This is a genomic window from Mesorhizobium sp. ESP-6-2, assembly GCF_020164675.1.
Taxonomy (GTDB): domain Bacteria; phylum Pseudomonadota; class Alphaproteobacteria; order Rhizobiales; family Rhizobiaceae; genus Mesorhizobium.
Genome location: NZ_JAIUGT010000002.1, coordinates 118,946 through 144,743, shown reverse-complemented (window position 1 = coordinate 144,743; position 25,798 = coordinate 118,946). Strand labels below are relative to the sequence as shown.

Here is a 25,798-nt window from a genome sequence, read left to right as displayed (position 1 = left end):
ACTCCTAAAATTGACAGCAAAGGACCGGCAGCGCGCCTGGCGTGGAGATCGCAACTTCGGGGAATCGCGGGGTGATCGTGCCAGTTCCGGCTCGAAACCGTGCCGGACTGACACGCCCCCAACCAGGCTTATTTCGCGGCGCCCGGCTGCTTGTTGAAGATCGTGAGCAGGTCCATCGGCAGCGGAAACACCACCGTCGACGAGCGCTCGCCGGCGATGTCGTGCAGCGCCTCGAAATAGCGCAGTTGCATGGCCTGCGGCTCCTGCGCCAGCATCTTGCCGGCCTCGACCAGCTTTGCCGCCGCCTGCTGCTCGCCATCGGCATTGATCACCTTCGCGCGCCGCAGCCTTTCAGCCTCGGCCTGCTTGGCGATGGCGCGGACCATGTTCTCGTTGAGGTCGACATGCTTGATCTCGACATTGGACACCTTGATGCCCCATGCGTCGGTCCGCTGGTCCAGAATCTCCTGGATGTCGCTGTTCAACTTGTCGCGCTCGGCCAGCATCTCGTCGAGTTCGTGCTTGCCGAGAACCGAGCGCAACGTGGTCTGCGCCAGCTGGTTTGTCGCGGCCATGAAGTCCTCGACCTGGATGACGGCCCGCTCGGCGTCGACGATGCGGAAATACAGCACCGCGTTCACCTTCACCGAGACATTGTCGCGCGAGATCACGTCCTGCGGCGGCACGTCCTGGACCACCACGCGCAGGTCGACCCGCACCATCTGCTGGACGAAGGGGACGAGAAGGATGAGGCCGGGGCCCTTCACCCCGGTGAAGCGGCCGAGCGTGAAGACCACGCCGCGCTCATATTCCCGCAGGATGCGAATGGCGGAGGACAGGAAGACCAGCACGATGAGGGCGAGCACCAGATAGGCGACGTAACCGATGATCATTGCCTTGCTCCATTGTTCCTGCGCCGGACCGTCAGCACGAGATCCCTGACATCGGCCACCTCGACGCTGTCGCCGGGGGCGAGCGGTTCGTCGGCTTTCGCCCGCCAGCGCTCGCCCTGCGCGAGCACATGGCCCTCGCTGCCCGACCAGTCGAGGATCCTGGCCGGCAGCCCGTGCATGGCCTGCGCGCCGACTCGCGGCAGGCTCTTGCGCGCCGTCCACAGATAGCTGCCGGCCAGCAGCGCCAGGCCAAGCGTCAGCGCCGCGGCGGTGCCGATGAGCGCCCACGACATCTCGAAGCCGGGGCCCTCGACCTTGAGCAGCATGGCGGCGCCGAGCAGGAAGGCGGCGACGCCTCCGAGCCCGAGCACCACGGTCGGGTTGAAGGCCTCGATGACGAGGAAGGCGATGCCAAGCAGCATCAGGGCGAGGCCGGCATAGCTGATCGGCAGCAAATTGAGGGCATAGAGCCCGAGCAGCAGGCAGATGGTGCCGATCACGCCGGGCGCCACGGCGCCTGGGCTGGTGAATTCGAAGACGAGGCCGTAGACGCCGGCCAGCATCAGGACGACGGCGATGTTGGGATCGGTGATGACAGAGAGAAGCCGGATCAGCCAGCCGGGATCGAGCGTCTCGACCGCCACGCCCTTGGTCGCCAGCACCTGTTGCTTGCCGGCCACCTCGACCGTGCGGCCGTCGGCAAGCTGGAGCAGTTCGGCCGTGTCGCGGGCGACGAGGTCCACTACATGCGCCTGAAGTGCTGCGTTGGCGGAAAGGCTGGCCGCCTCGCGCACGGCCTTTTCACCCCAGTCGGCATTGCGCCCGCGCAGTTCGGCGAGCGACCGGATCAAGGCGACCGCGTCGTTCGTGACCTTGGTCATCATCGCGTCGCCCGCCGGAGGCGCGGCGGCATTCTTCTGGTCGCCCTTGTCCTTCTGGTCGCCGCCACCGGGAACGGACGGCAGCCCGCCAAGCTCGACCGGCGTTGCGGCGCCCAGATTGGTGCCGGGGGCCATCGCCGCGACATGGGTGGCATAAAGGATATAGGTTCCGGCACTTGCCGCATGCGCGCCGGCGGGCGCGACATAGCCGATGACGGGAACCGGCGAGGCAAGGATATCGGCGATCATCTCACGCATCGAGGTGACCAGCCCGCCCGGTGTATCGATCTCGAGGACAACGGCTTCGGCGTGCCGTTCGGCGGCTTTCGCCAGCGCTTCATTGAGCTGCCTGGCGCTCGCCGGGCCGATGGCGCCCTCGATCACGATGCGCAACGCGACCTTCTCCATAGCCTCCGCGGCCACGGAAGAGTGACTGGCGGCCGCGGCGGCCATCAAGGCCACTGCCAGAACCGCCATCCGCGCGAGGGTCACGTTCAAAACTCCCTGGATAACGCAGGATATGGCGTTCGATCCGCCGAAATCCATGGCCCGGTCTCAGATTGCAAGCCCGCGACCCGGCTCTTCGCAGCCAGCGGCAAACGCAATGGGGCAGACTTTCGAAGCCGGAGGGGCCCCGCTCGCGCGCCGGCCCCATCCTTGGTCAGCGGTCACGCATGTGCGTGCGGGTGACGGACGTCCCAGACGGCCCAACCCGATACGGCAACCACCAGCACGCCGAGAATGACGTGGGTGGCCATCGCATGCGTGTTCGCCATGAAGCCGAGCAGCCAGGGCGACACGACGAGCCAGAGGCCGAGAACGACACCTACCCATTCCTCCCACTCGGCGAAGGCGGCAAGCGCCGCCACGGCCACCGCGCCCAGCACGACGCCGACAATCCAGGCGTTCCATGCGGGAGCGGTTTCAGCAGCGAAGCCGATTATCCAGGGTGAGATGAACAGGCAGACGGCAAGGACCAGATTGAGCCAGTCCTGGCCTTTCTTTCCTTCCATGAGTGTATTTGCCATGACAACCTCCATAGATGAAGCTTGGCCAAAGCGTTGTATTCGCGTGCAAACGCACGCTTAATGGTTGATGTAACTATGCCTCACATGGCCTTCAAGACCCGCCCCGCGGCGGGGTCGCCTTGGCATCGATCGAGCTCCCTCCACCGGATCGGGATCAAGCCGGGACCGCCGCATCAAGGCAAACCACCCGCCTCTTCGGCGCATTCTAGTCGGCGCATTCTAGAACGTGATCTTCACCGAGGCGGCACTGCGGTTGGCCGGCCCGTGATACACCGCTTCGATGTTGTTGCCGTCCGGGTCGAGAAGGAAAGCGGCGTAGTAGCCGGGGTGGTACCGGCGTTCGCCCGGCCCGCCATTGTCCCTGCCGCCGCCGTCCAGCCCGGCCTTGTAGAACGCATCGACCATGGCGCGGTCTTTCGCCTGGAATGCCAGGTGATGGCGACCGGTCAACTCTCCCCGAGCCGCGCGGCTGTCGGCGGTGGAAATGAATAGCTCGTCGGCCCAGAAATAATCGGCAGCGCTGCCGCCGATCGGAATGTCGAGCACTCGAAATACCGCTTCGTAAAAGCGGCGGCTGGCGGCGATGTCTCTGACCACCAGCTGGATATGATCGATAAGCCGGCCGCGATGCAGTTCTTCCATGCAAGCTCTCCTCTCGCCAAGGGATCGACTCTAACTAGCTTCGCGTGATCCGCCGTCAATGCCGCGCCGAACCTCAGGACTTTCGCGCGGCATGCCGCGCCAGTGCGTGCTCGATCAGCACGTCGATGACCTGGCTGTAGCCGATGCCGATCGCCGCCAGCGCCTTGGCATACATCGAGATGTCGGTGAAGCCGGGCAGCGTGTTGACCTCGTTGACCAACAGCGAACCGTCGGCGCGCAGGAAGAAGTCGACCCGGGCCATCGCCTCGCAGCCCAGCGCCTGGAAAGCCCGCGAGGCCATCTCCCTTGCCTTGTCGGCGACGGCGGACGGGACATTGGCGGGCACGTTCACCACGGCGCCGTCGGCGTCGAGATATTTGGCTTCATAGGTGTAGAAGCCGTGCTTGCCGGCCGGGATGATCTCGCCGGGCAGCGACACGGTCAGCGTTCCGTCGGCCCGCTCCAGCACCGAGCATTCGATCTCGCGGCCGTCGACGAACTCTTCGATCAGGACCTTGCCGTCGTAGCGGAAGGCCGTCTCGACGGCCCGTTCGAAGCCGTCCCGGTCGTTCACCTTGCTGACGCCGAAGGACGAGCCCTGGCGCGCCGGCTTGGCGAAGAAAGGCAGGCCGAGCGCGCCGGCAATCTCCTGGAACGGCCCGACATCGTTTCGATGCACGGTGACGGAACGGGCAACCGGCAGCCCGGCCTCGCGCAGCAGCCGCTTGGCGACATCCTTGTCCATGGCGGCGGCCGAGGCGAGAATGCCGCAGCCGACATAGGCGACGTCGGCGACCTCGGCATAGCCCTGCACCGAGCCGTCCTCCCCGAAAGGACCGTGCAGCACGGGAAAGACGACGTCGACCGGTGGCAGGTCGCGCTCTGCTCCGCCGCCCGGTGCGGCCACCAGCCTGCCTCTGCCACCGGGCAACAATGCGACCTCCACGCCGTCCTCAGACACCGGCGCCCCGGCTCTGTCGTCGCCGGCTTCGGATGAAGATTGCAGCAGCCATCGACCGTCCCTGGAAATGGCGATCGGCACCACCTCATAGCGCGTCCGGTCGATGGCCTTCAGCACGTTGGCGGCTGAAAGGCGCGACACGTCATGCTCGGCCGATCGTCCGCCATAGAGGACGGCGACCTTAATCTTGTTCTTCATTGAAAAGCCTTGTCCTTCATCGAAATCCCTCGAGATCAAATGCTGACGGCAATGCCGCGATTGGCAAAGAAGCGGTCGAAATCGGCCGGCGCCAACACTGCATTTGCCTGTGTGGCGCCGGTATGGCCGGACGGATTGTGAAAGCGAAAACCCTCGTCCGATGCCGACATGACCAGCACCAGATGGCCGCCCTTGGACGGGGGCTCGCGCTCGGGCCAGCGGATCAAGCTGCTGACCGAGGCGGTGAAGAAGCGCGACCGCCTGAGGATCGTCGGAATATCCGATGTCGCGACACTGGTCATCACCTCTGCCTCGAGGCCGAATTCCGCTTTCACGAAGCTGACGAACGGGGCGTAGATCAGGCCCTTGATCGATTCCTCGGTGACGACATAGCCGCCATATCCGGTGCAGCGCCTGGCCAGTTCGATGGTCGGCACGATCTGGCCGCGCGCCGCCAGGATCATCTTGAGGCATGCCATGCCGCAGATATTGGTGGCCCACAGCGCGTATTCGTCGAGTGTGCGCGCGCCCGAATTCTCCCACAGCGCATCGCGCCGCAGCGCCACCTCGGCACCATCGGCAAGCACGGCCAAGGTCATGTCGGGCGTCTCCCACTGGCTGAAAAACGGCACGGTCTCTGGCGGTGGACTCATCGATTCCTCAAACAGACCATTTCAATTTCGTATACAGGGATACGAGAGCGGAGAACAGTGCTTCAAACCTCATTCGCCTGATCAGGTGATGGTCCGCGCTCGGGTTTTGCCCGCCGGGCGAAGCTTGCCAATGCCCGCCGATCGGCGCACTCTCAGCCCTACGAAGCCGGTCGTCGGGTGCGATTCGTCTCCTCGCCCATCGTGTTAGGATTGCGCAATGACCCGCGACCAGATGCTCGCCCACCTCCGCGCCGCCGACGCCGTCGCTCGCGAGGCGGCTGCGCACGGCCATCATCCGTTCGGCTGTGTGCTGGTCGGGCCGGACGATCGCGTCCTTATGCGCCAGGGAAACCTCGACACGGTGCGCCATGCCGAGACGGAACTCGCCCGGCGCGCGGCGGCTGCCTACGAGCCGGATTTCCTCTGGTCCTGCACGCTGGTCTCGACCGGCGAACCCTGTGCGATGTGCGCCGGAACGCTCTACTGGGCCAATATTGGCCGCCTGGTCTACGGGTTCGAGGAGACGAAGCTCCTGGCACTCACCGGCGATCACGCCGAGAATCCGACGATGAGCCTGCCCTCGCGCACAGTCCTCGCCTCGGGCCAGAAGAAGATCGAGGTCTTTGGCCCCTTCCCCGAGATCGAGGACGAGCTGATCGCGCCGCACCGCGATTTCTGGACGCGCTGACGCGCCGGCCGAGACTACGCGCGCAAGCCGCCAGATGGCCACCGGAACGGAATTCAAACGATCTCTTGGAATGTGTTTGCCAACAGCGCTGTCAATACACTGGTGGGTCACGGCGATTGCCTGAACCGGTCTTGCCTACCTCCCGTAGGTGTACGTCACGCTGGCCTCGCCGAGCGCCTGGCTCTTCGCGGCCACTGCCACCATTTCCGGAGAGGGATTTTCCGGCGCGCGCAACTTCGGCGCGCCGAGCGCATAGAGCGTGAAGACATAGTGATGCGTGCCGCTGCCGGGCGGCGGGCATGGCCCGAAATAGCCTGCGCGGCCGATGCCGCCCTTGCCGAGCACCGTACCCTTGGGCAAGCCTTTGCCGCGCTTCGAGCCCGCCCCTTCGGCCAAGCCCTTCGCGCTTGCCGGGATGTTCCAGGCCAGCCAGTGCCAGAAACCCTTGCCGCCGCCGGCGTCGGGGTCGAACATGGTGAGCGCGTAGCTCTTGGTGCCGACCGGCGGGTCCTTCCATCTCAAGGCGATCGATACGCTTTGCCCGCTGCAGCCGCCGGCCTTGTCGCCGAGATATTTTTCGGCCCATTTGCCGTTGGAAACCGACGGGCTTGAAATCTCGAAAGCAGCCGCCTGATTGGCGAGGCCGAACAGCACCAGCACGGCGAAACCGAGGCGCAAGCTCATGGCTTCCTCCACTTCCAGCCAAGATGCCGACGAGTTTAGCCGAAAAGCGGCCCGAAATTGGGCAATGGTGCGAACTGTTGGTGGGAATCGCTGGAATGCGCTGCCGGGCACGAAGGGGACGGACGCTTCCTTTACCGAGCGCGCCAGGAGAGATTCGTGTTTCAAAGCTGGGCTTCGATGGCGGCCTTGTCGATGATGGACCACACGAGCCGGATCTTCGGGCCGCGAAACTCATAGAAGACGTTCTCGGCGAAGGACACTTTCCTGCCGTCTACGGCAAGCCCGAGGAAATTTCCCCTGGGCGTGCAGTCGAACATCAACCTGCTCGCGACATGAGGCGGATCGCAGACCAGCAGCCGGATGTCGAAACGAAGATCCGGAATGTCGTCGAAATCCTTCTCCAGCATCGCGCGGTAGCCGGAGAGACCGATCCGCCTGCCATTGTGGGACACGTCGTCGTCGACGAACTGCCCGAGGTTCGGCCAGTCCTGCCGGTTGAGGCAGGCAATGTAGTCGCGGTAGATACCGGAAAGGTCGGTCATGGCGCATGAACCCGCGTTCGTGGACACAAGGCCATTTTGCACCCGCGACACGTCAGGACAACCCGGGTTTGATCGCCGCTAGGGCGATGCACCGTCGTCTGGCCGGCGCCTTAAGTCTTGAGCAGCGCCGCCAGCCGCGGGATCCCCTCGCTCACCGCGCGCCGGTCGGCGAGCGTGAAGGACAGCCGCAGCGTGTTGCGCCCGGTGCCATCGGCGAAGAAGGCGCTGCCGGGCACGAAGGCGACACGCGCCTCCTTCACCGAGCGCGCCAGGAGCGCGGTGGCGTCAGCGCCTTCGGGCAACGTCACCCAGACGAACATGCCGCCTTCCGGGCGGCTCCACGCCACGCCCTCGGGCATATGGGCTTCGAGGGCGCCGAGCAAACCGTCGCGGCGTTCGCGATAGGCGCCGATCAGTTTTTCGACCTGGGCCTCGAACACCGCTTCGGCCGCCCGGTGCATCACCATCTGGTTGATCGACGGGCTGTGCAGGTCGGAAGCCTGCTTCATCAGCACCAGCTTCTCCACGACATGACGCGGCGCGCAGACCCAGCCGACGCGCATGCCCGGCGACAGGATCTTCGAGAACGAGCCGCAATAGAGCGTGCGCGCCTTGTCGATGCCGCCGGAGCGCGCGCAGTCGAGCGCCAGGATCGGTGGCACGCTTTCGCCATCATAGCGCAGCGCCCGGTAGGCGGCGTCCTCGACGATTGCGATGTCGAGCTCGCCGGCAAGATCGAGCACCGCCTCGCGCTGCTGCCTGTCCAGCGTGTTGCCGGTCGGGTTGGCGAAATCCGGCACCAGATAGGTGAACTTGACCCGGCCGCCATTCGCCGCCGCCGCCGCGCGATAGGCATCCGGCGTCATGTTGCCGCCTTCCGGCCGCAGCCGGTCGTAGCGCGGTTCATAGGCGTTGAAGGCCTGCAGCGCACCGAGATAGGTCGGCCATGTCACAAGCGCCGTGTCGCCGGGCGACAGCAGCAGCTTGCCGACATAGTCGAGCGCCTGCTGCGAGCCCGAAGTGATGAAGATGTTGGCTTCCTCGCAGGCGACGCCGAGCTTGCCCATCTGCCCGGCAATCCACCGCCGCAGCGGCAGATAGCCCTCGCTCACCTGGTACTGAAGCGCGGCCCCCGCCTCGCCGCCGCCGAGCACGTCGGCATAGGCGTCGCGGATCGCCTCGGCCGGAAACAGCGCCGGATCGGGAATGCCGCCGGCGAAGGAGATGATGTCCGGCTGGTCGAGCAGCTTCAGGAGCTCGCGGATTTCCGAGGCCTTCATACGTGACGAACGCGACGCCAACAGGTTCATAAGGGTCAAGCACGCCTCCCCGGACGCATCGAAATATAGGTCAACTTAGCTGACCTATATCTGGTCTCGCCGCAAATTGAATAGGGCCTGCAGGCCTTCCCGCATGCGCCAGCCGCCCGCCTTGGCGGAAAGCGACGGCCCCGCCTGCGCTACAAGATCTTCTTGTAGCCGAGATGGGTGCCGGTGAAGCCGAGGCTTTCATAGAAGCGGTGCGCGTCCGCTCTGGTCCTGTCGGTGGTGAGTTGGACGAGGCCGCAACCGCGCGCCCGGCATTGATCAACAGCCCATTCGATCATCAGCCTGCCTATGCCTTCGGAACGGCGGTGCCCGGCCACCCGCACCGCCTCGATCTGACCGCGCCAGGCGCCCTTGCGCGACAGCCCGGCAAGGAAGCTGATCTGCAAGGTGCCGACCACGTCGGCGCCATCGACCGCCACCGCCAGCAACTGGTTGGGGTCGGCGTCGATGGCATCGAAGGCATCGACATAGCCCTGCGCCAGCGGCAGCGAGGCATCCTCTCTGGCCGCGCCAAGCGGATCGTCCGCCAGCATGGCGACGAGGGCAGGCAGGTCGGAGGCCAGGGCCTTGCGGAAGGTGATCATGAGCACGACTTACGGCGACACGCCGGCGCCGGCAAGGCCGTTGGTTTGGAAGCCTCACCCTCTCTTCGTCATCCTAGGGCGAAGCAGGAGCGAAGCTCCGTCGCGGAGACCCTAGGATCCATGCCGTGACATGGGAGCGCCGCTACGGTGCGGAATTCCGATCACCGCGCACCGCGACATGCCTCGAGTCAAACCCGAGGACGACGAAGTGGCCGTGGCTACCATCCTGTTCCACGAAACAGCTCGAACCATTCCGGGTTGGCTTTTTCAATCAATTCGATTTTCCACTGGCGTCGCCAGCGCTTGAGCGATTTCTCGCGCTGGATGGCGTCCGTAATATCGAAATACTCCTCGTACCAGACCAGTCGCCGCACACCATATTGGCTGGTGAAGCGCGAACCCTGGCCCGACTTGTGTTCTGGCATACGACGACCGAGATCGTTTGTGACGCCGATGTAAATGGTGCCGCCCTTCTGGCTGGCGGTCATGTAGACATAGCCGGTCATATGTCAGGGCTATCGGGCCATGCGTCGGGAGAACATCCTGATTCGCTGCATTCTTCGGCAGGTGTCACGGCATGGATCCTAGGGTCTGCGCCGCGTCGCTTCGCTCCTTGCTCCGCCCTAGAATGACGAACCGAGGGAACTTCTTCAACCCCATCCCCATCCTGGCCTTGCGGCACTGCGCCAGCACCCAGCGATGGCCCTCCAAAGGTATTTGCAGCACCCGTCGGCAGCATATAGGAAAGCCACAAGATGGCATTGGCGTCGGCGCCGGTCCTGGTTTCGCGGAGAGCGGTGTTGAGAGCGTGTGTTCGTCTGTGCCTGTCGCTGGTCGCGGTGCTCGTCTTGCCGCTTGCCGCCCATGCCCAATGGAAGCCGGTCGAGACGATCGAGCCCTACGCTATCTCGGGCCGGACCGGACAGGAGCTCTACCGGTCGATCGGCGAGAACGGACCGCTGATCCGCGGCGCCAAAACGCGCACCATCGCCTATACCAATTTCAAGCTGACCTGGACCAGGGACTACCAGAACAAAGACGGCGATTGCGTGCTGGCATCGGCCAGGCCGAAGCTGATCATCACCTATGCCTTGCCGAAGCCGTCAGGCTCTCTGCCGCCGGCCGTGCAGAAGAGCTGGGACAGCTTCATCGCCGGCGTCACCGCCCATGAGAAGGTGCATGGCGCCGATATCATTGCCATGGTGCGCAAGATCGAGGCGGCGACCGTCGGCCTCAGCGTTGCCGACGATCCCAAATGCGCCAAGATCCGGACCGAGATGACCAGGCGTCTCTCCGGACTGTCGCAGGCGCAGCGACAGGCAAGCCGCGATTTCGACCGCGTCGAATTCGGCAATGGCGGCAATTTGCAAAAACTGGTTTTTGACCTCGTGACCGGTCCCTGAGAGGGAAGGCGCGACCCTCACCGCGTCTGCGCGCTCGCCGCGAGCTCCGCCCGCTTCTCGTCCGACACCACGGCCAGATCCAGCACCTTCTGCAGTTCGGCGGCGTGGCGGAAGGATGGTTCGGCCTGCACGCCGGTCCGCACCGCGTCGGCGAAACGCTGATAGTTGGTGGCCACCGTGCCGGCGTCGAGCTCTTCCCATATCCCGTCATCGACATTTTCGCCGAGGCAGGCCTTGAGCGACGAGCCGTCGAGATTGTGCACCACTTCGAGACCGCCTCTGTCGCCATAGATGCGCAGGCGCAATTCGTTGAGATGGCCGGTCGCCCAGCGGCTGGCATGCACCACGCCGAAGGCGCCGTTGGAGAAATCCACCGTCATGGCGAAGCTGTCATTGGCGTCGAGCCCATAGTCGCCGATGCGGTTGCCGGGCGCCTTGTCGAAGGAACGCAGCCGGCAGAACACATGGTCGATGCCGAGGGCCGCGCCATAGCTGGCAAAATCGAGGATGTGGATCCCGACATCGCCAAGCACGCCGTTGGAGCCGTGGCCGCGCGACAGGCGCCACAGCCATTTCGGGTCGCTGCGCCAGTCGCCCCAGAATTTCGACACCAGCCAACTCTGCAGATAAGACGCCTCGACATGCCGGACCGTGCCGATCTCGCCGGCCTGCACCATCCGGCGTGCCTTCTGCAGCGCCGCGACATTGCGGTAGGTGAGGTTCACCATGTTGACGATGCCGGCCTTCTCGGCGGCCTCGGCCATCTCGATCGCCTTGCCGAAATTCTCGGCCAGCGGCTTCTCGCACAGCACCGGCTTGCCGGCGGCAATCAGCTTCATGGTGGTCGGGTGGTGGATGCGGTCCGGCGTGACATTGGCCACGGCGTCGAAAGCGCCCCATTGCAGCGCCTCCTCCAGCGCGGTGAAGCGGTTGGGGATGTTGAAGCCGTCGGCGAATTCGCCGACGCGCGCCGGATCGAGGTCGACGGCCCCGACAATGTCGACGCCACCGACGGCGCTGAATTGCCGTGCATGTTCCTGCGCCATCCAGCCGGTGCCAAGTATCAGAAGCCGCATTTTTCCTCCTTGGTGCGAGATGTCATCGCGCCAGGCGGGATGCCGGATCCCCTCCGCGGCGCGCGTCGGACAGGCCTCCCCTCCCGGCCCGCGCCTCAAATAGCGCGAATGATCCCGCCGTCGACGCGGATGTTCTGGCCGGTGATGTAGCCGGCGCCTTCCGAGGCCAGGAAGGCGATGGTCGCGGCGATCTCCTCCGACGTGCCGTAGCGCTGCATCGGCACCGAGTCGCGGCGTTCTTCCGTCGCCGGCAGGCTGTCGATCCAGCCGGGCAGCACATTGTTCATGCGCACATTGTCCGCTGCATAGGTGTTGGCGAAGATCTTGGTGTAGGCGGCGAGGCCGGCGCGGAACACCGCCGAGGTCGGGAACATCGGGCTCGGCTCCACCACCCAGGCGGTCGAGATGTTGATGATGGCGCCGCCCTTCTGCTTGACCATCTGCGGCGCCACGATGCGCACCGGCCGGATGACGTTGAGCAGGTAGACGTCCATGCCGGTGTGCCACTGTTCGTCCGTGATCTCCAGGATCGGCGCACGCGGCCCGTGGCCGCCGCTGTTGACCAGAACGTCGATGCGGCCATAGCGCTCCAGCGTCAGGTCGGCGAGGCGCCGCAGATCCTCGTTCGACTGGTTGGAGCCGGTGACGCCGATGCCGCCCAGCTCCTTGGCCAGCGCCTCGCCCTTGCCGGATGAAGACAGGATGGCGACCTTGAACCCGTCCGCCGCCAGCCGCTTCGCCGCCGCCGCCCCCATGCCGCTGCCGCCGGCCACGATGACAGCCACTTTTTCTGAACTCATTGGGTTTTCCTCTCAAGGGTTGGCGGGAGTTGCGGTTCAGCGGTCATATAGCCGGTTTCGTCGGCCGCTTCGAACCAGAAAGGCTGAACCGACCTGCAGAAAATGCGAACACACTCGGCTTCAAGGAGCGACGGGCAACAAAGCATCCGGCTTCACATTGGCGATCGAGGCGTAGGTGTGCGTTTCCCGAACGCCGGGCAGCGGCAGGATGACCCGCTGCAGGAAATCCTGGAACATCGCCATGTCGGCGATCCGCGCCTTGACCAGATAGTCGAAACCACCAACCACCATGTGGCACTCGATGATCTCGGGCGCACGCAACACGGCTTCGGCGAAGCGGTCGAAGACATGCGGCGCCGTGTGGTCGAGCCGCACCTCGATGAAGACGAGCTGTGCCTGCCCGATCCTGGCCGGATCGAGAACGGCTCGCACCGCGCGGATGAACCCTTCGGCGAACAGCCGCTTGACGCGCTGCGCCGCTCCCGTCGGCGACAGGCCGACGCGGCGGGCCAGATCGAGCGTCGTGCGGCGGCCATCCTCCTGCAACAAGCGCAGCAGCGAGCGGTCGATGCGGTCGAGATCGTCCATTTCAGGATTCACACTTTTGAACGGGGGCAAACGTGATAATCACGCCGAAATAGCCAAAACAGCATATTTCATCACGCCCATGGATCGCAATACCGTTGCGGTGCACTCCCGCCACCAACGAAAGCGTATCCCATGACGACAGTCCTATCGATCTCCCGCAGCGCCCAGGCCAAGGGCGACACGCCGGTGCTCATCCTGAGCGAGGCCGAGGTGAAGACATGCCTCGACCTTCGCCAGCTTCTCGACGCGCTGGCCAGCGGCTTCAAAGCGCTGTCCGGCGGCAAGGTCGTCAATCCGGCCCGGCCGCAGCTCGACATTCCGCAGGCCGGCTATTCGCTGGCGATGCCCGCCTGGATGGCGGGCATGCATCTGACGGTGAAGATCGTCAACGTGTTCGAGGGCAATATCGCCGGCGGCATCCCAAGTCACCTCGCCACCATCCATCTGTTCGACCCTGCGACGGGCATGCCGGTCTGTGTGATGGACGGCACCTACATCACCGCCGTTCGCACTTCCGGCTCAGCCGTGCTTTCGGTGCGCGAACTCGCCCGCCCCGACGCAAGGATCGCGACCGTGGTCGGCGCCGGTGTGCAGGCCGGCCAACACCTCAATCTCCTGCCGCTGGTGCGCGACTTCGCCGAGATCCGCGTGGTCTCGAAGGAATTCGCCGATGCGCAGGCGCTTGCCGCCCGGCATGTCGGCGTCGTCGCTGTCGACGATCTCGAGGCCGCGATACGCTCATCGGATGTCGTCTGCCTGGCAACGCACTCCTACGAGCCGGTGATCGCGGCCGACTGGGTGCGGCCGGGCACCCATGTCTCGTCGGTCGGCGTCGCCCCGCCCGGCGGCGAACTGCCTGTTTCGCTCATCGGCAGGGGCAGTCTGTTCGTCGAGACGGCCGATGCCTTCGCCCCTACTCCGGTCGGCTCTTGCGAACTTGACGGCCTCGATCCGCAAACCGGAACCGAACTCGGCGAGATGCTGCTGGGGCTCAGGCCAGGGCGGGTCAGCGCCGAACAGATCACCATCTACAAGGCCATGGGTGTGGCCATGGAGGACATGGTGGCAGCCGACCTCGCCTATCGCGAGGCGGTGCGGCAGGGATTGGGGCAAACCGTTTCGCTATAGCGGTCTGCGGCGAAGGAGGGAGAAGGTCGTGCAGCTTCGCCGGAGCCTGTCGCCGCTATCCTTCCACCGTCTCCAGCACGCTCAGCAGCGTGCCTTCCATGTCGGGTTCGTCGCCGGAGCAGACGCACAGCATCTCGGCGTCGCCCTCGCCCACCGAGAGGTAGGCGTGGCCCATGGTGGAATCGATGTAGACGCTGTCGCCCTGTTTCAGCCGCACCGGCGCGTACTGGTCGGTGTGCAGCTCGATCTCGCCCTTGAGCACGATCAAAAATTCCTCGCCGGCATGTTTCGTCAGCGGGCCGAACTCCTGCGGCGTGCGGGCGCGCGCATAGGCGTGGATCGGCACCATGCGCTTGCGCACCAGGTCGGTGGCCAGATAACGGTAGTCGTAATTGCGGGTCAGCTGGCGCAGTGTGTTGGACGGTGACGTCACGGAGCGGCGCGTGCGCGACGCCGCCTGCTTGCGGTCGCCGCTGAGCAGTTCCGTTACATGGATGCCGAGCCCTTCGCAGATCTGCAGCAGCTTGTCGTAACTTAGCGACATCTGGTCGTTCTCGACCTTGGACAGCGTCGACACTGCGACACCGGTGAGCCTGCTCACCTCCTGGAGGGTCCAGCCATGCGTCTTCCTCAAGCCGCGCAGGCAATCACCCAGGTTCGGTTGCTCCGACATATCAGCTCCATGCCGCGGGATCGCGCCGCTCCATCCCTAGGTAATTGAACTCCCCGCCGCCATCAACAATGCCAACAATTTTCTTATACGCTAAATATTGACTGGATAAGAAATTATTTTTACGACTGATCGATGCAGTCGAATTCCCTCCCGAAAATCGTCGTCATCGGCGGCGGCATTGCCGGCCTCTCGCTTGCCGCCGAGGTGGCGGACTGGGCTGATGTCACCCTGATCGAGCGCGAGAGCCAGCCCGGCTATCATGCCAGCGGCCGCTCGGCTGCCCTGTTCACCGAGACTTATGGCAACCGCGTGGTGCGAGCGCTGACGCTGGCGAGCCGCCGGGCGCTCTTCGACGGCGGCTTCGTCGCGCATCAACGTGGCGCGCTGCATCTCGGCCGCGCCGATGACGGCGCGGCCGTCGACCGGCTGGGAGACGAATTGCAGGCCATGGTGCCGAGCGTACGCCGCCTTTCCGCCGCTGAGCTGCAGGCGCTGGTTCCCGTCATCGATCCGCAAACCACATGCGGCGGCGTCTATGAACCGGGTGCGGTGGACGTCGATACCGGCAAGATGCTTGCGGCCTGCGCTTCGGCACTGAAGGCCAAGGGCGGCATCATGCGCACGGGCGAAGAGGTGCGCGAGATCGTGCACACCGGCAACGGCCTGCGCGTCGCCACCAGTGCCGGCGCCTATCCCGCCGACATCGTCGTCAACGCCGCCGGCGCCTGGGTCGACGTCGTGGCCGGCCTGGCGGGGCTCACCGGCCTCGGCTTCCAGCCCAAGCGGCGCACCGCCTTCCTGTTCGATCCGCCCGCGGGCGTCGACATTGCCGGCTGGCCGCTGGTGGTCGATCTGCACGAACAATTCTACTTCAAGCCAGACGCCGGCAGGCTGATCGGCTCGCTGGCCGACGAAACCGATTCCGAGCCTTGCGACGCCTGGCCGGAAGACATCGACGTCGCCATAGCCGTCGACCGCATCGAGCAGGCAACGTCCATGCGCATCGGCCGCCCGTCGACGCCCTGGGCCGGCCTGCGCACCTTCGCGCCCGACCGGACGCCGGTCGCCGGCTTCGACCCGCGCCTGCCCGGCTTCTTCTGGCTCGGCGGCCAGGGCGGCTACGGTTTCCAGGTGTCGCTGACATTGGCGCGGCTTGGCTCGGCGCTGATGCGCGGCCAACCCTTGCCCGACGATGTCGCAGCACTTGGCGTCACCGCCGCGGCGTTGGCGCCCGACCGCTTCCTGGCCCCGGCGGCGACGCCATGAAGTTCATGCCCTTCCCTCAACCAGAAAAAGTGTCATCAGGAGCGTTTGCGATGAAATCCACCGTTCTGCGCACAGTGCTTGGCTCGACCCTTCTGGCCTCGTCCGTCCTTCTCGGCGGGCAGGCTCATGCCAAGACGCTCGTCTATTGCTCGGAGGCCAATCCCGAGACCTTCAACCCGGCGATCGGCATCGCCGACTCCACCATGGATGCCGCCGCCAAGACGATCTTCAACCGGCTGGTCGAGTTCAAGCCGGGCACGACCGAAGTCGGACCGGCGCTGGCCGAGAGCTGGGATGTTTCGCCGGACGGCAAGACCTATACATTCCACCTGCGCCAAGGCGTGAAATTCCAGTCGAGCGAGCATTTCACGCCGACGCGCGAGTTCAACGCGGACGACGTCCTTTACACGTTCAATCGCCAGCGCGACGCCAACAATCCCTATCACAAGCTCGGCGGCGGCGCTTACGAGTACTTCAACGCGCTGGGCATGGGCACCTTGATCGACAAGATTGACAAGGTCGACGACCACACCGTGCGCTTCACGCTGACGGCGGCCAACGTCACCTTCCTGGCCGGGCTGGGGCTCGACTACCTCTCGATCTTGTCGCTGGAGCAGACCGAAAAGATGGTGGCCGCCGGCACGCCGGAGCTGATCGACAGCCAGCCGGTCGGCACCGGCCCGTTCGTGCTCGAGGCCTATGTGCCCGACAGCCAGGTCCGCTACGCCGCCAACAAGGACTACTGGCGCGGCGCGCCGAAGACCGACACGCTGGTCTTCGCCGTCACGCCCGAGCCGACCACACGCGTCGAGCGCCTCAAGGCCAATGAATGCCAGGTGGCGGCCCCGCCCCCGCCCAGTGCCGTCGCCGAACTGCGCGCCGATCCAGACATTACGGTCCTCGACCTCAAGGGCCAGAACATCGGAATCCTCGGCTTCAACGTCGAGCATCAGCCGCTCGGCGATGCCCGCGTGCGCACCGCGCTCGCCAAGGCCGTCGACCGCAAGGCGATTGTCGATGCCGTCTATGCCGGCGCCGGCACCGTTGCCGGCAGCGTCGTGCCGCCGGCGCAGCTCGGCGCCGTCACCGATGCCGGCATCGACTATGATCCCGACGGCGCGAGGAAACTGCTGAAGGAAGCAGGCCACGAAAGCGGCCTCAAGATCAGCCTCTGGGCGATGCCGGTGTCGCGCCCCTACAACCCCAACGCCAAGCGCATGGCCGAGATGATCCAGGCCGACTGGGCGAAGGTCGGCGTGCAGTCCGAGATCGTCAGCTTCGAATGGGGCGAATATCTCAAGCGCACCGCCGCGGGCGAGCAGGACGCTTTCCTGCTCGGCGGCAGCAGCGACAATGGCGATCCCGACAACATGCTGAGCTATCTCTTGTCCTGCGACGGCGTGAAGGGCGGCTCCAACCGCTCGCGCTGGTGCGACAAGGACTTCGAGAAGCTGCTGGATGAAGGCCGCGTCGCCGCCGACCCGAAAGAGCGCGCCGCGATCTATGGGAAGGCGCAGGCGATCCTGAAGGCCGAGGTGCCGGTGGCGCCGATCGCCCATTCGATGGTGGCGATCCCGATCCGCAAGAGCGTGCTCAACTACGTGCTCGACCCCTTTGGCCGGCAGAATTTCGCCGCGGTCGATGTGGCTGAGTGAGGGCAGGCGCCGCCCCCTCATCCGGCCGCTACGCGGCCACCTTCTCCCCGGTGGGGAGAAGAGATTTTCAGCGTCGGCCCCTCTTTCAACAGCGGAGTCGGAAGAAGCTGACAAAGCATGGCCCCCTCTTCCCCCCACGGGGAGAAGAGGGCCCGAAGGGCCGGATAAGGGGCCTCTCCTAAGCCACAACGCCAGGCGATTTTGCGAAGATCCTTTGCCCCAAAAAAAGCGAGACCATCGATGCCGAAAGACCTGACCTCCCTCCTCAACAGCTACCTCGCCGACGGCGCGGTGGGTGCCTCGCTGGCCTATTCGACAGGCGCCTCGCCGATCGCCCTCACCGCGGGCCTCGCCGATCGTGCGCATGGCACATCAGTTAGATCAGACCAGCTGTTCAAGATCGGCAGCTGCACCAAGACCTTCGTCGCCGCCGCCCTGGTCAAGCTCGCCGAGACCGGCAAGCTCGAGCTCGGCGCGCCGATCTCCTCCTGGTTCCCGGATCTGCCGGGTGCGGGGAATATTTCGGTGCGACAGCTGATCAACCATCGCAGCGGCCTGCCGGAATTCGAATATTACATTCCGATGGATCCGGGCCGGCAATGGACGCCGCAGCAGCTGGTCGACATCGCCTTCGCCTCCGACAAGCAGAAGGCATCGGGCGGACCCGCTGTCTACAACAACACCGGCTACGTGCTGGCCGGCATGGTGATCGAGGCCGTCACCGGCCAGTCGCTCGGCGCCTATGTCAGAAGCGCGGTCCTGCAGCCGCTCGCCCTGGAAAACACCTGGTCGCCGGCCACCGAAGCATTTCCGGAAAAGTCGATGGTGCGTGGCTATTACCACCGGCCGCCGCCCGCGCCGGGCGCGCCGACAGACATCGCTTCCGGCGGCGAGATGTGGCGCATGGACGGCGTGCTGCCCTACTCTGGCGAATTGCAGGATTCTTCCGATTCCTTCCCGTTCGGCGCCGCCTATGGCTGCGGCGACATGGTGTCGACGCCGTCCGACATGGTGAGCTTCATGCGCGGTCTGTTCTCCGGCAAGCTCTTGTCGCCGCCTTTCTTCGCCGAGATGTTCGAACGCCGCGTGCCGGCGAGCTTCCCGGGCACCCGCATGCGCGAGACGGGCGCCGGCATGTTCCAGAGCGCCTATGCCGACCGCGCCTTCTACGGCCATCAGGGCAGCATTCCGGGCTATGTCGCGGTCATGCTGCATGATCCGGCGACCGGTCTTACCATCGCCATGACCAGCAATGTCGGCTCCGGCAACCGCCTGTCCTTCCAGGCCAGCGGCCTGCATCCCGTGGTGGATCAGGCGATCCGGATCATTCTGGAGCAGCCAAGCCGGGCAGCATCTGGCTGAGCACGCGATCTCGCAGAAGAACGTGGTGGAAGACGGCCGCCGCGGCGTGCAGGCCGGCCAGCCACATGAGGATGTCCCCAAGCGTGCCGTGGATTTCCGCCAGCGAAGCGCCGACGTCCCATGGGGCGAAAAGCGGACCGATCGGACCGAAGCCGTACACCATGACCGGATGGCCGCCAAACCATGCTCCGAGCATGGCGGTCACCGGCACAGCGAACATCAACGCGTAGAGCGCCCAATGTACCGCCTTCGACCCGACATACATCCAGGCGGGCATGGACGGAGCGTCGGGAATGCGATCGAACAGCCGCCAGGCCAGGCGGATCACCAGCAGCCAGAAAACCGCGAAGCCGAGCGATTCATGAAGCAGCAGCATCGAAGCCCTGGGCGCTGAATAAACGCGCGTAGGAGGGCCGCCTGCCGAGACCAGGAAGGCGATGAGCACGAGCAGTGCCGTCAACCAGTGGAATGCCTGGGCAAGGCTTCCGTAGCGAGTTGTGGTACCGGACAGTGACATGCAGGAACTCCGCGGCAGTTGCACAAGGCTCCCCGCGCCCGGCCGAATTTGCCTTTATTTAGCTGCGCCTCGAGTGAGAACGATTTATGGCGGAGCAGGTCGGGTCGGCTTGTCGGCTGCACAGCCAAGGCGCTTGAGACCCTTCAGGTTTTCGACCAAAACACCGCCGCCGCCGCCGAAACGATCTCCGCATTGTCCTGCGCCACCTTTCCATCGGGAAGCGTCCTGCCGTCTTCCAGTCCGACCCGCGTCGACCAGCGCCTTCGACGCGCCAGCTCCACGAACGGCCAGACCGTGGCGTCGGCGCCGTGCAGCAGCATCGGCCGCCGCACCCCGGCGCGGTCCAGCGCGGCGACGATGCCGTGCGCCTCGGCGAGCGCGGCGGGCAATTCCTGTATGTCGATCTCGATCAGGATGCGCAGCACCCGGCCGTGATCGGCATGACTGACGAACCGCTCGGCATCTTCCGTTGTGGCGAGGCCGGCCTCGATGCGGACGCCGCGCTGGCGCAAAAGCTCCATCACGGCAGGCGCATCGGCCTCCGAAAGATTGACCGAGGCATAATCGGGCAGTTCGCGCCAGCCGGCGATCGCCGCGCGGGTGCGCTCGACGTCATTCTCGATCCAGGCGCCTGTCGACACGCCGATCAGCGTGCCGGGACAGGCCCGACGCACCGCCAGCACGGTCGCGTCCACGGCGGCCAGGCTCTCGCGCCCGTCCGCGCTGCGCGGATGGATGTGCAGCTCGGCCGCGCCCGCGGCGACGCAAGCGGCCGCATCGCTCGCCATCGCCTGTGCCGTCAGCGGCAATTTCGGATGAAAATCGCGCGGTCGTGCGCCATTGATGCAGGCCTGGACGATCATGGCTGCCATCCTCGGACAAGGGAGGTAGCATTCTAGCTGCGTGGCAAGGCATGGCAAAGAGTTGGGCGTTGTCTCTCCTGACAGCGCCGGCCTCGCCCTTCTTGCCGGAATCCCCCGGCATTTGAATAAAATCCGCCTGTGGATATTTACCCTGCGTTCCGCCAGACCGGCCAAGATATATTAGGGCGAGGTAATGGAGGGATCATTGACCAGCGATTTTTCAGCCGCCCGGGTGCATCTCGAGCGCGCCTACCACTATTTGCGCGGCGATGACGAGACAAGCCGCTCGGCATGCGAAGCCCTCGACCTGCTGATCGAAGCGGTCGCGGAGGCCCAGCACAGGCGATCGGAGGCAGAGGTGTTGGAGTTTCCGCGATCGGCACGGTTCGCCGACCGCCAGTGATCGTTCCGCCGCGCCCGGCCGACCGCCCGGAGCCGTTCCAGGGGCCGTGCTCAACAGCTCTTCGGGATTGCCTAATGGAGTGTTGGCGTGGCTCGGCGATTCTGGCGGGCAGCGTGCTGCTTCAGGCGCGCCGCCTGTCGGGCGTTCCGGCCGTCGCGCGCGAAACGATCGCCTCCAGCGGCTCGGGACGATGCAGAAAGAAGCCTTGGCCGTAGGCAACGCCCATGTCCTGGAGCATGGCCAGCGTATCGTGCCGTTCGATCTTCTCGCCCACGACGGCGAAGTCGAGGCTCCTGGCAATGCCGGTCATCGCCAGCACGATCTCGCGGTCGAAGCGGCTATCGGTGATATGTTCGATGAATGAGCCGTCGATCTTGATCGCATCGACGGGAAAGCGCCTGAGATACTCGAACGAGCTCATGCCGGCGCCGAAATCGTCGAGGCTGACCCGACACCGCCGCTCGCGCGCCTTGCGCACGAAGTCCTCGGCGGCGTCGAAATTGGTGACGGCCGCGGTTTCGGTGATCTCGAATCCGATGCCGGAATGCGGCGCTCCGGTTTCCTCGATGGTGTTGTCGACGAAATTCCACAGCCCCGGATCGCTCAATGTCTGAGCCGACAGGTTGAAGCCGAGCGTCAGCGCCCCGGCACGCAGCGCCGGCCCGTGCCGCACCAGCGCCGTGCGGATGATCCAGCGGTCGAGTTTCGAGGCGATGCCGAAACGCTCGGCCACCGGGATGAATTCGCCCGGCGGCACCAGCCGCCCGTTGCGCGCGGCGAGCCTTGCCAGCACTTCGACGTGCCGGCACTCTTGCCATGGCTTTCCCAGGAGATGGATTTCCTGGCCGAACAGTTTCAGCCGCCCGTCGTCCATGGCATCGACGGTGTCGGCTGCGATGCGCGCCGCATTGAGGCCGGCGGCCCCCGATCGCGCCGCGGCCGAAAACACCGCGAAGCGGTTGCGCCCCGCCGCCTTGGCCGCGTAGCAGGCGTCGTCGGCGCAAGCCAGCGCATCGGCCACGGAGGTCGTGGCGTCATCGATGAAGGCGATGCCGATCGAGGCCGCCAGTCGGCGCGATGACGCGGCCGGGCCGAGGTCGGCCTCGCGCACCGCTCCAAGTACGGCGCCGGCGATCCGCTCGGCCTGCACCGCGTCGCAATGCGGCACCAGCAGCGCGAACTCGTCACCGCCCAGGCGCGCCGCATGCGCCGACGACGGCAGGCAGCCGCGTATGCCCCCGGCGACGCTCTTCAGCGCCAGATCGCCGGCGGCATGCCCGGCGAAGTCATTGAGCGCCTTGAAGTAATCGAGATCGACATAGAACACCGCCAGCGGCGCCCCCACCGCAATATGCTCGCCAAGCAGCCTGTCGAAGGCGGCGCGGTTCCACAGGCCGGTCAGCGCGTCGTGGCGGGCGGCATAGGCCAGTTCCTGTTCGCGCAGCTTGTCCTCGGTGATGTCGCGCACCGTGCCGAGGATCTGGCCGGCGGCACCGGCGGCAGCGACGAAACGCACCAGCGATTCGACATGACGGATATCGCCGTCGCGCCTGATGATGCGATATTGCGCGGCAATGACGCCGTCGGTTTCCAGCGGCGCCCTGTGGGCGCTTTCGGCCGCCTGCTTGTCGTCGGGATGCAGGTAACTGTGCCATAGGTCGGCGGTCACCTCGTCGGTAACGGCCACAAGGCCGAAAATTTCCCTGGTGCGGAAATCCCAATAGCTTTTGTTGCTGGCGATGTCGTAGTGCCAGATGCCGGTGCCGCTGGCCGCGAGCGCCAGGCGGAAGCGGATGTTGACTTGTTCCAGCGCGGCCTCTGCCGCCTTCTGTTTCGAAATATCGGTCTGCACGCCCATCAGCCGGATCGGTTGGCCGTCGCCGTCGCGTTCGACGATGCCGCCGCGGTCGAGCACCCAGACCCAATGGCCTTGCTTGTGCCGGAGCCTGAGCTCGGTCTCGATGGTGTCGGTCAGGCCGGCGATGTGACGGTCGCCGCTGGCCAGCGCCTGCTCGCGATCGTCGGGATGGGTAAGCCGCAGCCAGAGGTCGCTGCTGTTGGCGAGCTCGTCCTCGTCATAGCCCAGCATCCGCGCCCAGGTGGCGGAATAGAAACACTCGCCTGTCCGAAGGTCCCAATCCCAGACGCCAAGTTGGGCGCGCTCCAGGGCCTTCTCCCAGAACGTTCCATCACGGCCTTTCTTGTCCTGACCCGCCATCTTCCGTTTCGTCCAACCCCGCCCGGGGCAATCTGCGGCAAAACCAGAGAAGAAAGCGTTACCACGCCGGTGGCTCCGCCGCGTTCCTTGCTTGCGGCCCCGACTTTCGATTGGCGGGCAAGAAGCGGAGTTTGCCCGCCCGCCGATCCTCCTAGTGGTTGCGCGGGGTCGCCACCCGCCCTGGTGATCTCGTGCAAACAGGAAGAGGACTTTCCCCATGACCAAACAGGAAGACAACAAGGCCGTCGTCGTCAGATGGTTCACCGATTTCTGGGGTGAAACCTGCGATCTTTCCGTCGTCGACGCCATCGCCGCGCCCGACATGCTGCTCAAATATTCGCTGCATGAACCGCGCCGCGGCCGCGAGGACATCAAGGCCTTCATGACCGATTTCCGCGCCGCCTTCCCGGATCTCAACTTCTGGGCCACCGCCGACCTCATCGCCGAGGGCGACTATGTCGTCGGCCAGTGGGAAGGCGGCGGCACGCATACCGGCCCGGCCTTCAGCGATTTCCTCGTCGGTTCGCTGCCCGCCGCCACCGGCCGCACCATGCGCTTCACCGGCACCACGGTGCTGAAGGTGATCGACGGCAGGATCGTCGAGGAGATCGGCCTCGACGACGGCGTCGCGGCGTTGACCCAGCTCGGCCTGATCAAGGCCGCATAGGGCAGCCACGCGGAACGATCGTTCGGCCAGGCGGCCCTCGCCGCCTGGCCTCGTTGACTATTGGCTGGGCGCCACCGCGTGTTCGCACGAGACTTTCGGGTTCATGTCGGCGAAGATGCCGGTCGGATTGCCCTTCCAGGCCCATGGAGGGAAGGTTCATCCCTTCGGCAGATACGGGATCGTCCCCGCCAGGTCGGTGTTGTCGATCATCTGGAAGCGGCTATCGCTGCCATCCTGACGGGCCGAGACGAAGGGCGCGTAGGCCGGATCGTTGGCGAAGGCGCGCGCCGCCGCTTCCGACGGGAACGCCATCAGCGCGATCAGCGTGGTGTCGAGCGGCTTGCCTTCAAGCGTCTTCACATTGCCGCTGCGCGACAGATACCTGCCGCCATGCTTGTGGACGAGGTCGTGCACCGATGCGGCGTAGGCCGGCATCCACTGCGGGTTCTTCACCTTGATGTCTGCGATGACATATGTGGTCATGGTCGTCTCCCTGTTACGGCGCACAGGGGAGATCCCCGCGGCCGGTCAAAGGGCTCGCATGGCAGGGCCGGCGCCAGCCAGTCCGCGATCTGTACCGGGCCGGTACAGTTTCCGTACTGGCCGCTTCCTTCATGAAAGTCTAATGTTCAGGCCAGTTTCGAGGGAGGACGTCGGATCATGGCCCAGCACGGATACAAGCAGTTCTGCCCACTATCGATGGCCGCCGAGGTGCTGTGCACCCGCTGGACGATGGTGCTGATGCGCGAATTGGTGGCGGGTTCGACCCGCTTCAACGACCTGCGCCGCGGCGTCCCCAAAATGTCGCCCACCCTTCTGTCGCAACGGCTGAAGGAGCTCGAGCTCGCGGGGATCGTCGAGCGCAAGGGGATTCCGGGCGAGAAGGGCATCTTCGAATACCGGCTGACGGAGGCCGGCCGGGATTTGCGCCCCGTCGTCGAGGCGATGGGCTTTTGGGGACAGAAATGGGTCGAGTCCCGGCTGTCTCTCAAGAACCTCGATCCGTCGCTGCTGATGTGGGACATGCGGCGCAACCTGAACCCTTCGCCGCTGCCCGAGGGGCGCACCGTGATACAATTCCTGTACCAGGACCTGCCGGCGTCCAAACGGTCGTGGTGGCTGATCGTCGAAAAGCATGGGGAGGTCGATCTGTGCTGGTACGATCCAGGCTTCGACGTCGATCTCTATGTCTCGACCGACCTGCACACGATGACGGCGATCTGGATGGGATTGATCACGGTCGAGAAGGCAGGTGCAAAGGTCGCCTTGACCGGAGATCAGCACATCGCAAGGAAGATGCAAACATGGCTAGGGCTGAGCCCGTTCGCGGTCGAGCCCAAGCGGGCGGCGTAGGAGTCTGGAGCCCGTTAGGCGCGCTTTCGACCCCCATCATTTGCAAGATGATAGGGTTTCACGAGGATTTCGGCGGGAATGTTCCATTCCTTGTTCAGTTTGAAGACCATGTCCAGGGTCAAGGCCCGCTTCCTGTTCAGCACCTCCGTTGCCCGCGGTGATGATCCGATCACCTCGGCCAGAGCCTTTCGCGACAAGTTGAACAACTCCATGTGGGACTGAATTGCTTCAACGGGATCGGGTGCTTCAATGGGATAGTGCTTGTCTTCATAGGCCTCGATCAGGGTCGCGAGAACATCAAATCGGTCGCCATCGGGAGAGCCGATTTCCGGCTCGTTCTCGAAATATTGGGTGATTTCGGCAATCGCCCAATCGTAATCGGCTTCGGTCTTAAGGGGTCGAATGTTTTCCATCACACCTTCTCCGGATCAATCTTGTCATATTCTTTGTGTGTCCCGACGAATTTGATCAGAACCCGGTGAAACTTGTAGGCGACATGGACAACCAGGCGGTACTTGTTGCCTCCGATGTCGAAAATAACGCGATTGTCGCCGACGAAATCGACCGTCGCTCCAAACATATCCTTGATGTCGGCCGGGGCCTTCCAATCAGCATTGCTCACCGCCACATACCAAGCCGTCAAAGGAGTTTCGGCTTGATTGTGTTTGGCCCAAAAGTCCTTCAGCGCCTTCCTGGCGATGATCTGCATGGCCAAATATAGCAATTTCCCAAAATGGGAACAAG

The 25,798-nt window shown here is 64.8% G+C and carries 30 protein-coding genes; 9 read left to right on the top strand and 21 right to left on the bottom strand.

Going from position 1 to position 25,798, the window contains the following annotated elements:
- Window positions 1–128: 128 nt before the first annotated feature.
- The 6 genes from LB532_RS05740 to LB532_RS05715 all read right to left on the bottom strand — a co-directional run bounded on the left by LB532_RS05740 (window position 129) and on the right by LB532_RS05715 (window position 5,256).
- A complete protein-coding gene (locus tag LB532_RS05740) occupies window positions 129–893 on the bottom strand; it encodes a slipin family protein (RefSeq protein WP_140642882.1) in 765 nt (254 codons plus the stop codon).
- On the bottom strand, window positions 890–2,266 hold the full coding sequence (locus tag LB532_RS05735) for an NfeD family protein (RefSeq protein WP_140642881.1): 1,377 nt from the start codon (window positions 2,264–2,266) through the stop codon (window positions 890–892). Before LB532_RS05735 ends, LB532_RS05740 begins: the two co-directional genes overlap by 4 nt.
- A 176-nt stretch (window positions 2,267–2,442) precedes the next feature.
- The gene (locus LB532_RS05730) at window positions 2,443–2,802 is read right to left on the bottom strand and encodes an SPW repeat protein (RefSeq protein ID WP_140642879.1); all 360 of its coding nucleotides are present in this window, start codon (window positions 2,800–2,802) and stop codon (window positions 2,443–2,445) included.
- 219 nt (window positions 2,803–3,021) lie between these two features.
- A complete protein-coding gene (locus LB532_RS05725) occupies window positions 3,022–3,444 on the bottom strand; it encodes a VOC family protein (RefSeq protein WP_140642878.1) in 423 nt (140 codons plus the stop codon).
- A gap of 73 nt (window positions 3,445–3,517) precedes the next feature.
- Entirely contained in the window at window positions 3,518–4,603 is a 1,086-nt protein-coding gene (locus LB532_RS05720; RefSeq protein WP_140642876.1) for a D-alanine--D-alanine ligase family protein, read from the bottom strand.
- Window positions 4,604–4,638: 35 nt separating this feature from the next.
- On the bottom strand, window positions 4,639–5,256 hold the full coding sequence (locus tag LB532_RS05715) for a C39 family peptidase (protein ID WP_140642874.1): 618 nt from the start codon (window positions 5,254–5,256) through the stop codon (window positions 4,639–4,641).
- A 217-nt stretch (window positions 5,257–5,473) separates the two neighbouring features.
- Between LB532_RS05715 and LB532_RS05710 the strand changes: the two genes are divergently transcribed.
- The gene (locus tag LB532_RS05710) at window positions 5,474–5,944 is read left to right on the top strand and encodes a nucleoside deaminase (RefSeq protein WP_140552207.1); all 471 of its coding nucleotides are present in this window, start codon (window positions 5,474–5,476) and stop codon (window positions 5,942–5,944) included.
- Between the two features lie 135 nt (window positions 5,945–6,079).
- Here the strand turns inward: LB532_RS05710 and LB532_RS05705 are convergent, their stop codons facing one another.
- The 5 genes from LB532_RS05705 to LB532_RS05685 all read right to left on the bottom strand — a co-directional run bounded on the left by LB532_RS05705 (window position 6,080) and on the right by LB532_RS05685 (window position 9,588).
- Window positions 6,080–6,628: a YbhB/YbcL family Raf kinase inhibitor-like protein gene (locus LB532_RS05705; protein ID WP_140642872.1), complete on the bottom strand. Its 549-nt coding sequence runs from the start codon at window positions 6,626–6,628 to the stop codon at window positions 6,080–6,082.
- A gap of 161 nt (window positions 6,629–6,789) precedes the next feature.
- On the bottom strand, window positions 6,790–7,170 hold the full coding sequence (locus LB532_RS05700; RefSeq protein WP_140623006.1) for an ester cyclase: 381 nt from the start codon (window positions 7,168–7,170) through the stop codon (window positions 6,790–6,792).
- Window positions 7,171–7,280: 110 nt separating this feature from the next.
- Window positions 7,281–8,480, bottom strand: a complete 1,200-nt coding sequence (locus LB532_RS05695) for a PLP-dependent aminotransferase family protein (protein ID WP_181169487.1) — start codon at window positions 8,478–8,480, stop codon at window positions 7,281–7,283.
- Window positions 8,481–8,629: 149 nt separating this feature from the next.
- Entirely contained in the window at window positions 8,630–9,082 is a 453-nt protein-coding gene (locus LB532_RS05690) for a GNAT family N-acetyltransferase (protein WP_140642868.1), read from the bottom strand.
- A gap of 218 nt (window positions 9,083–9,300) precedes the next feature.
- Window positions 9,301–9,588: a GIY-YIG nuclease family protein gene (locus tag LB532_RS05685; RefSeq protein ID WP_140642867.1), complete on the bottom strand. Its 288-nt coding sequence runs from the start codon at window positions 9,586–9,588 to the stop codon at window positions 9,301–9,303.
- Window positions 9,589–9,837: 249 nt separating this feature from the next.
- On the opposite strand from LB532_RS05685, the gene LB532_RS05680 reads away from it, so the two are divergent.
- Window positions 9,838–10,485, top strand: coding sequence for a DUF922 domain-containing Zn-dependent protease (locus LB532_RS05680; protein WP_140642865.1), 648 nt, complete (start codon window positions 9,838–9,840; stop codon window positions 10,483–10,485).
- A 17-nt stretch (window positions 10,486–10,502) separates the two neighbouring features.
- Here LB532_RS05680 and LB532_RS05675 read toward each other — a convergent pair whose 3' ends face one another.
- From LB532_RS05675 to LB532_RS05665, 3 genes are all read right to left on the bottom strand, one after another.
- Window positions 10,503–11,561, bottom strand: coding sequence for a Gfo/Idh/MocA family protein (locus LB532_RS05675; RefSeq protein ID WP_140642863.1), 1,059 nt, complete (start codon window positions 11,559–11,561; stop codon window positions 10,503–10,505).
- 95 nt (window positions 11,562–11,656) lie between these two features.
- Window positions 11,657–12,361 carry an SDR family oxidoreductase gene (locus tag LB532_RS05670; protein ID WP_140642861.1) on the bottom strand — a complete coding sequence of 235 codons (705 nt, stop codon included), beginning with the start codon at window positions 12,359–12,361 and terminating at the stop codon, window positions 11,657–11,659.
- Between the two features lie 120 nt (window positions 12,362–12,481).
- Entirely contained in the window at window positions 12,482–12,949 is a 468-nt protein-coding gene (locus LB532_RS05665) for an Lrp/AsnC ligand binding domain-containing protein (RefSeq protein WP_140516010.1), read from the bottom strand.
- Between the two features lie 132 nt (window positions 12,950–13,081).
- Between LB532_RS05665 and LB532_RS05660 the strand changes: the two genes are divergently transcribed.
- Window positions 13,082–14,077 (top strand): ornithine cyclodeaminase family protein, encoded by a 996-nt coding sequence (locus LB532_RS05660; protein WP_140642859.1) that lies wholly within the window; start codon window positions 13,082–13,084, stop codon window positions 14,075–14,077.
- A 55-nt stretch (window positions 14,078–14,132) separates the two neighbouring features.
- Here the strand turns inward: LB532_RS05660 and LB532_RS05655 are convergent, their stop codons facing one another.
- Window positions 14,133–14,750, bottom strand: coding sequence for a helix-turn-helix domain-containing protein (locus tag LB532_RS05655; RefSeq protein ID WP_140642857.1), 618 nt, complete (start codon window positions 14,748–14,750; stop codon window positions 14,133–14,135).
- Window positions 14,751–14,882: 132 nt separating this feature from the next.
- Here LB532_RS05655 and LB532_RS05650 point away from each other — a divergent pair, with 132 nt between their 5' ends.
- From LB532_RS05650 to LB532_RS05640, 3 genes are all read left to right on the top strand, one after another.
- Window positions 14,883–16,016, top strand: coding sequence for an NAD(P)/FAD-dependent oxidoreductase (locus tag LB532_RS05650; RefSeq protein ID WP_140642856.1), 1,134 nt, complete (start codon window positions 14,883–14,885; stop codon window positions 16,014–16,016).
- A 50-nt stretch (window positions 16,017–16,066) separates the two neighbouring features.
- Complete coding sequence (locus tag LB532_RS05645; RefSeq protein ID WP_140642854.1) at window positions 16,067–17,671, top strand: ABC transporter substrate-binding protein; 1,605 nt, start codon at window positions 16,067–16,069, stop codon at window positions 17,669–17,671.
- A 240-nt stretch (window positions 17,672–17,911) separates the two neighbouring features.
- A complete protein-coding gene (locus LB532_RS05640; protein WP_140642852.1) occupies window positions 17,912–19,033 on the top strand; it encodes a serine hydrolase domain-containing protein in 1,122 nt (373 codons plus the stop codon).
- Here the strand turns inward: LB532_RS05640 and LB532_RS05635 are convergent.
- Window positions 18,996–19,550 carry a cytochrome b gene (locus LB532_RS05635; RefSeq protein WP_140642851.1) on the bottom strand — a complete coding sequence of 185 codons (555 nt, stop codon included), beginning with the start codon at window positions 19,548–19,550 and terminating at the stop codon, window positions 18,996–18,998. The genes LB532_RS05640 and LB532_RS05635 overlap by 38 nt on opposite strands.
- 143 nt (window positions 19,551–19,693) lie before the next feature.
- Window positions 19,694–20,413, bottom strand: a complete 720-nt coding sequence (locus LB532_RS05630) for a 3-keto-5-aminohexanoate cleavage protein (RefSeq protein WP_140642849.1) — start codon at window positions 20,411–20,413, stop codon at window positions 19,694–19,696.
- 205 nt (window positions 20,414–20,618) lie between these two features.
- On the opposite strand from LB532_RS05630, the gene LB532_RS05625 reads away from it, so the two are divergent.
- The gene (locus LB532_RS05625; protein ID WP_181165267.1) at window positions 20,619–20,816 is read left to right on the top strand and encodes a hypothetical protein; all 198 of its coding nucleotides are present in this window, start codon (window positions 20,619–20,621) and stop codon (window positions 20,814–20,816) included.
- 121 nt (window positions 20,817–20,937) lie between these two features.
- On the opposite strand, the gene LB532_RS05620 is transcribed toward LB532_RS05625, so the two are convergent.
- On the bottom strand, window positions 20,938–23,034 hold the full coding sequence (locus LB532_RS05620; RefSeq protein WP_140642848.1) for an EAL domain-containing protein: 2,097 nt from the start codon (window positions 23,032–23,034) through the stop codon (window positions 20,938–20,940).
- A 217-nt stretch (window positions 23,035–23,251) separates the two neighbouring features.
- Here LB532_RS05620 and LB532_RS05615 point away from each other — a divergent pair, with 217 nt between their 5' ends.
- The gene (locus LB532_RS05615) at window positions 23,252–23,701 is read left to right on the top strand and encodes an ester cyclase (protein ID WP_140642846.1); all 450 of its coding nucleotides are present in this window, start codon (window positions 23,252–23,254) and stop codon (window positions 23,699–23,701) included.
- A gap of 156 nt (window positions 23,702–23,857) precedes the next feature.
- Here the strand turns inward: LB532_RS05615 and LB532_RS05610 are convergent, their stop codons facing one another.
- A complete protein-coding gene (locus LB532_RS05610) occupies window positions 23,858–24,184 on the bottom strand; it encodes a DUF1330 domain-containing protein (protein ID WP_140642845.1) in 327 nt (108 codons plus the stop codon).
- A 177-nt stretch (window positions 24,185–24,361) separates the two neighbouring features.
- Between LB532_RS05610 and LB532_RS05605 the strand changes: the two genes are divergently transcribed.
- A complete protein-coding gene (locus LB532_RS05605) occupies window positions 24,362–25,054 on the top strand; it encodes a winged helix-turn-helix transcriptional regulator (protein ID WP_140642843.1) in 693 nt (230 codons plus the stop codon).
- Between the two features lie 14 nt (window positions 25,055–25,068).
- Here the strand turns inward: LB532_RS05605 and LB532_RS05600 are convergent, their stop codons facing one another.
- Window positions 25,069–25,467, bottom strand: coding sequence for a type II toxin-antitoxin system HigA family antitoxin (locus LB532_RS05600; RefSeq protein ID WP_140642841.1), 399 nt, complete (start codon window positions 25,465–25,467; stop codon window positions 25,069–25,071).
- Window positions 25,467–25,763: a type II toxin-antitoxin system HigB family toxin gene (locus tag LB532_RS05595; protein WP_140642908.1), complete on the bottom strand. Its 297-nt coding sequence runs from the start codon at window positions 25,761–25,763 to the stop codon at window positions 25,467–25,469. The genes LB532_RS05600 and LB532_RS05595 overlap by 1 nt, the downstream gene beginning before the upstream one ends.
- Between the last annotated feature and the right edge of the window lie 35 nt (window positions 25,764–25,798).

Coding starts and splice junctions, on each gene's coding strand:
- LB532_RS05740 (WP_140642882.1), bottom strand. CDS start 893: ATGATCATCGGTTACGTCGCCTATCTGGTGCTCGCCCTCATCGTGCTG.
- LB532_RS05730 (WP_140642879.1), bottom strand. CDS start 2,802: ATGGCAAATACACTCATGGAAGGAAAGAAAGGCCAGGACTGGCTCAAT.
- LB532_RS05725 (WP_140642878.1), bottom strand. CDS start 3,444: ATGGAAGAACTGCATCGCGGCCGGCTTATCGATCATATCCAGCTGGTG.
- LB532_RS05720 (WP_140642876.1), bottom strand. CDS start 4,603: ATGAAGAACAAGATTAAGGTCGCCGTCCTCTATGGCGGACGATCGGCC.
- LB532_RS05715 (WP_140642874.1), bottom strand. CDS start 5,256: ATGAGTCCACCGCCAGAGACCGTGCCGTTTTTCAGCCAGTGGGAGACG.
- LB532_RS05710 (WP_140552207.1), top strand. CDS start 5,474: ATGACCCGCGACCAGATGCTCGCCCACCTCCGCGCCGCCGACGCCGTC.
- LB532_RS05705 (WP_140642872.1), bottom strand. CDS start 6,628: ATGAGCTTGCGCCTCGGTTTCGCCGTGCTGGTGCTGTTCGGCCTCGCC.
- LB532_RS05700 (WP_140623006.1), bottom strand. CDS start 7,170: ATGACCGACCTTTCCGGTATCTACCGCGACTACATTGCCTGCCTCAAC.
- LB532_RS05695 (WP_181169487.1), bottom strand. CDS start 8,480: ATGAACCTGTTGGCGTCGCGTTCGTCACGTATGAAGGCCTCGGAAATC.
- LB532_RS05690 (WP_140642868.1), bottom strand. CDS start 9,082: ATGATCACCTTCCGCAAGGCCCTGGCCTCCGACCTGCCTGCCCTCGTC.
- LB532_RS05685 (WP_140642867.1), bottom strand. CDS start 9,588: ATGACCGGCTATGTCTACATGACCGCCAGCCAGAAGGGCGGCACCATT.
- LB532_RS05680 (WP_140642865.1), top strand. CDS start 9,838: ATGGCATTGGCGTCGGCGCCGGTCCTGGTTTCGCGGAGAGCGGTGTTG.
- LB532_RS05675 (WP_140642863.1), bottom strand. CDS start 11,561: ATGCGGCTTCTGATACTTGGCACCGGCTGGATGGCGCAGGAACATGCA.
- LB532_RS05670 (WP_140642861.1), bottom strand. CDS start 12,361: ATGAGTTCAGAAAAAGTGGCTGTCATCGTGGCCGGCGGCAGCGGCATG.
- LB532_RS05665 (WP_140516010.1), bottom strand. CDS start 12,949: ATGGACGATCTCGACCGCATCGACCGCTCGCTGCTGCGCTTGTTGCAG.
- LB532_RS05660 (WP_140642859.1), top strand. CDS start 13,082: ATGACGACAGTCCTATCGATCTCCCGCAGCGCCCAGGCCAAGGGCGAC.
- LB532_RS05655 (WP_140642857.1), bottom strand. CDS start 14,750: ATGTCGGAGCAACCGAACCTGGGTGATTGCCTGCGCGGCTTGAGGAAG.
- LB532_RS05650 (WP_140642856.1), top strand. CDS start 14,883: ATGCAGTCGAATTCCCTCCCGAAAATCGTCGTCATCGGCGGCGGCATT.
- LB532_RS05645 (WP_140642854.1), top strand. CDS start 16,067: ATGAAATCCACCGTTCTGCGCACAGTGCTTGGCTCGACCCTTCTGGCC.
- LB532_RS05640 (WP_140642852.1), top strand. CDS start 17,912: ATGCCGAAAGACCTGACCTCCCTCCTCAACAGCTACCTCGCCGACGGC.
- LB532_RS05635 (WP_140642851.1), bottom strand. CDS start 19,550: ATGTCACTGTCCGGTACCACAACTCGCTACGGAAGCCTTGCCCAGGCA.
- LB532_RS05630 (WP_140642849.1), bottom strand. CDS start 20,413: ATGATCGTCCAGGCCTGCATCAATGGCGCACGACCGCGCGATTTTCAT.
- LB532_RS05620 (WP_140642848.1), bottom strand. CDS start 23,034: ATGGCGGGTCAGGACAAGAAAGGCCGTGATGGAACGTTCTGGGAGAAG.
- LB532_RS05615 (WP_140642846.1), top strand. CDS start 23,252: ATGACCAAACAGGAAGACAACAAGGCCGTCGTCGTCAGATGGTTCACC.
- LB532_RS05610 (WP_140642845.1), bottom strand. CDS start 24,184: ATGACCACATATGTCATCGCAGACATCAAGGTGAAGAACCCGCAGTGG.
- LB532_RS05605 (WP_140642843.1), top strand. CDS start 24,362: ATGGCCCAGCACGGATACAAGCAGTTCTGCCCACTATCGATGGCCGCC.
- LB532_RS05600 (WP_140642841.1), bottom strand. CDS start 25,467: ATGGAAAACATTCGACCCCTTAAGACCGAAGCCGATTACGATTGGGCG.
- LB532_RS05595 (WP_140642908.1), bottom strand. CDS start 25,763: ATGCAGATCATCGCCAGGAAGGCGCTGAAGGACTTTTGGGCCAAACAC.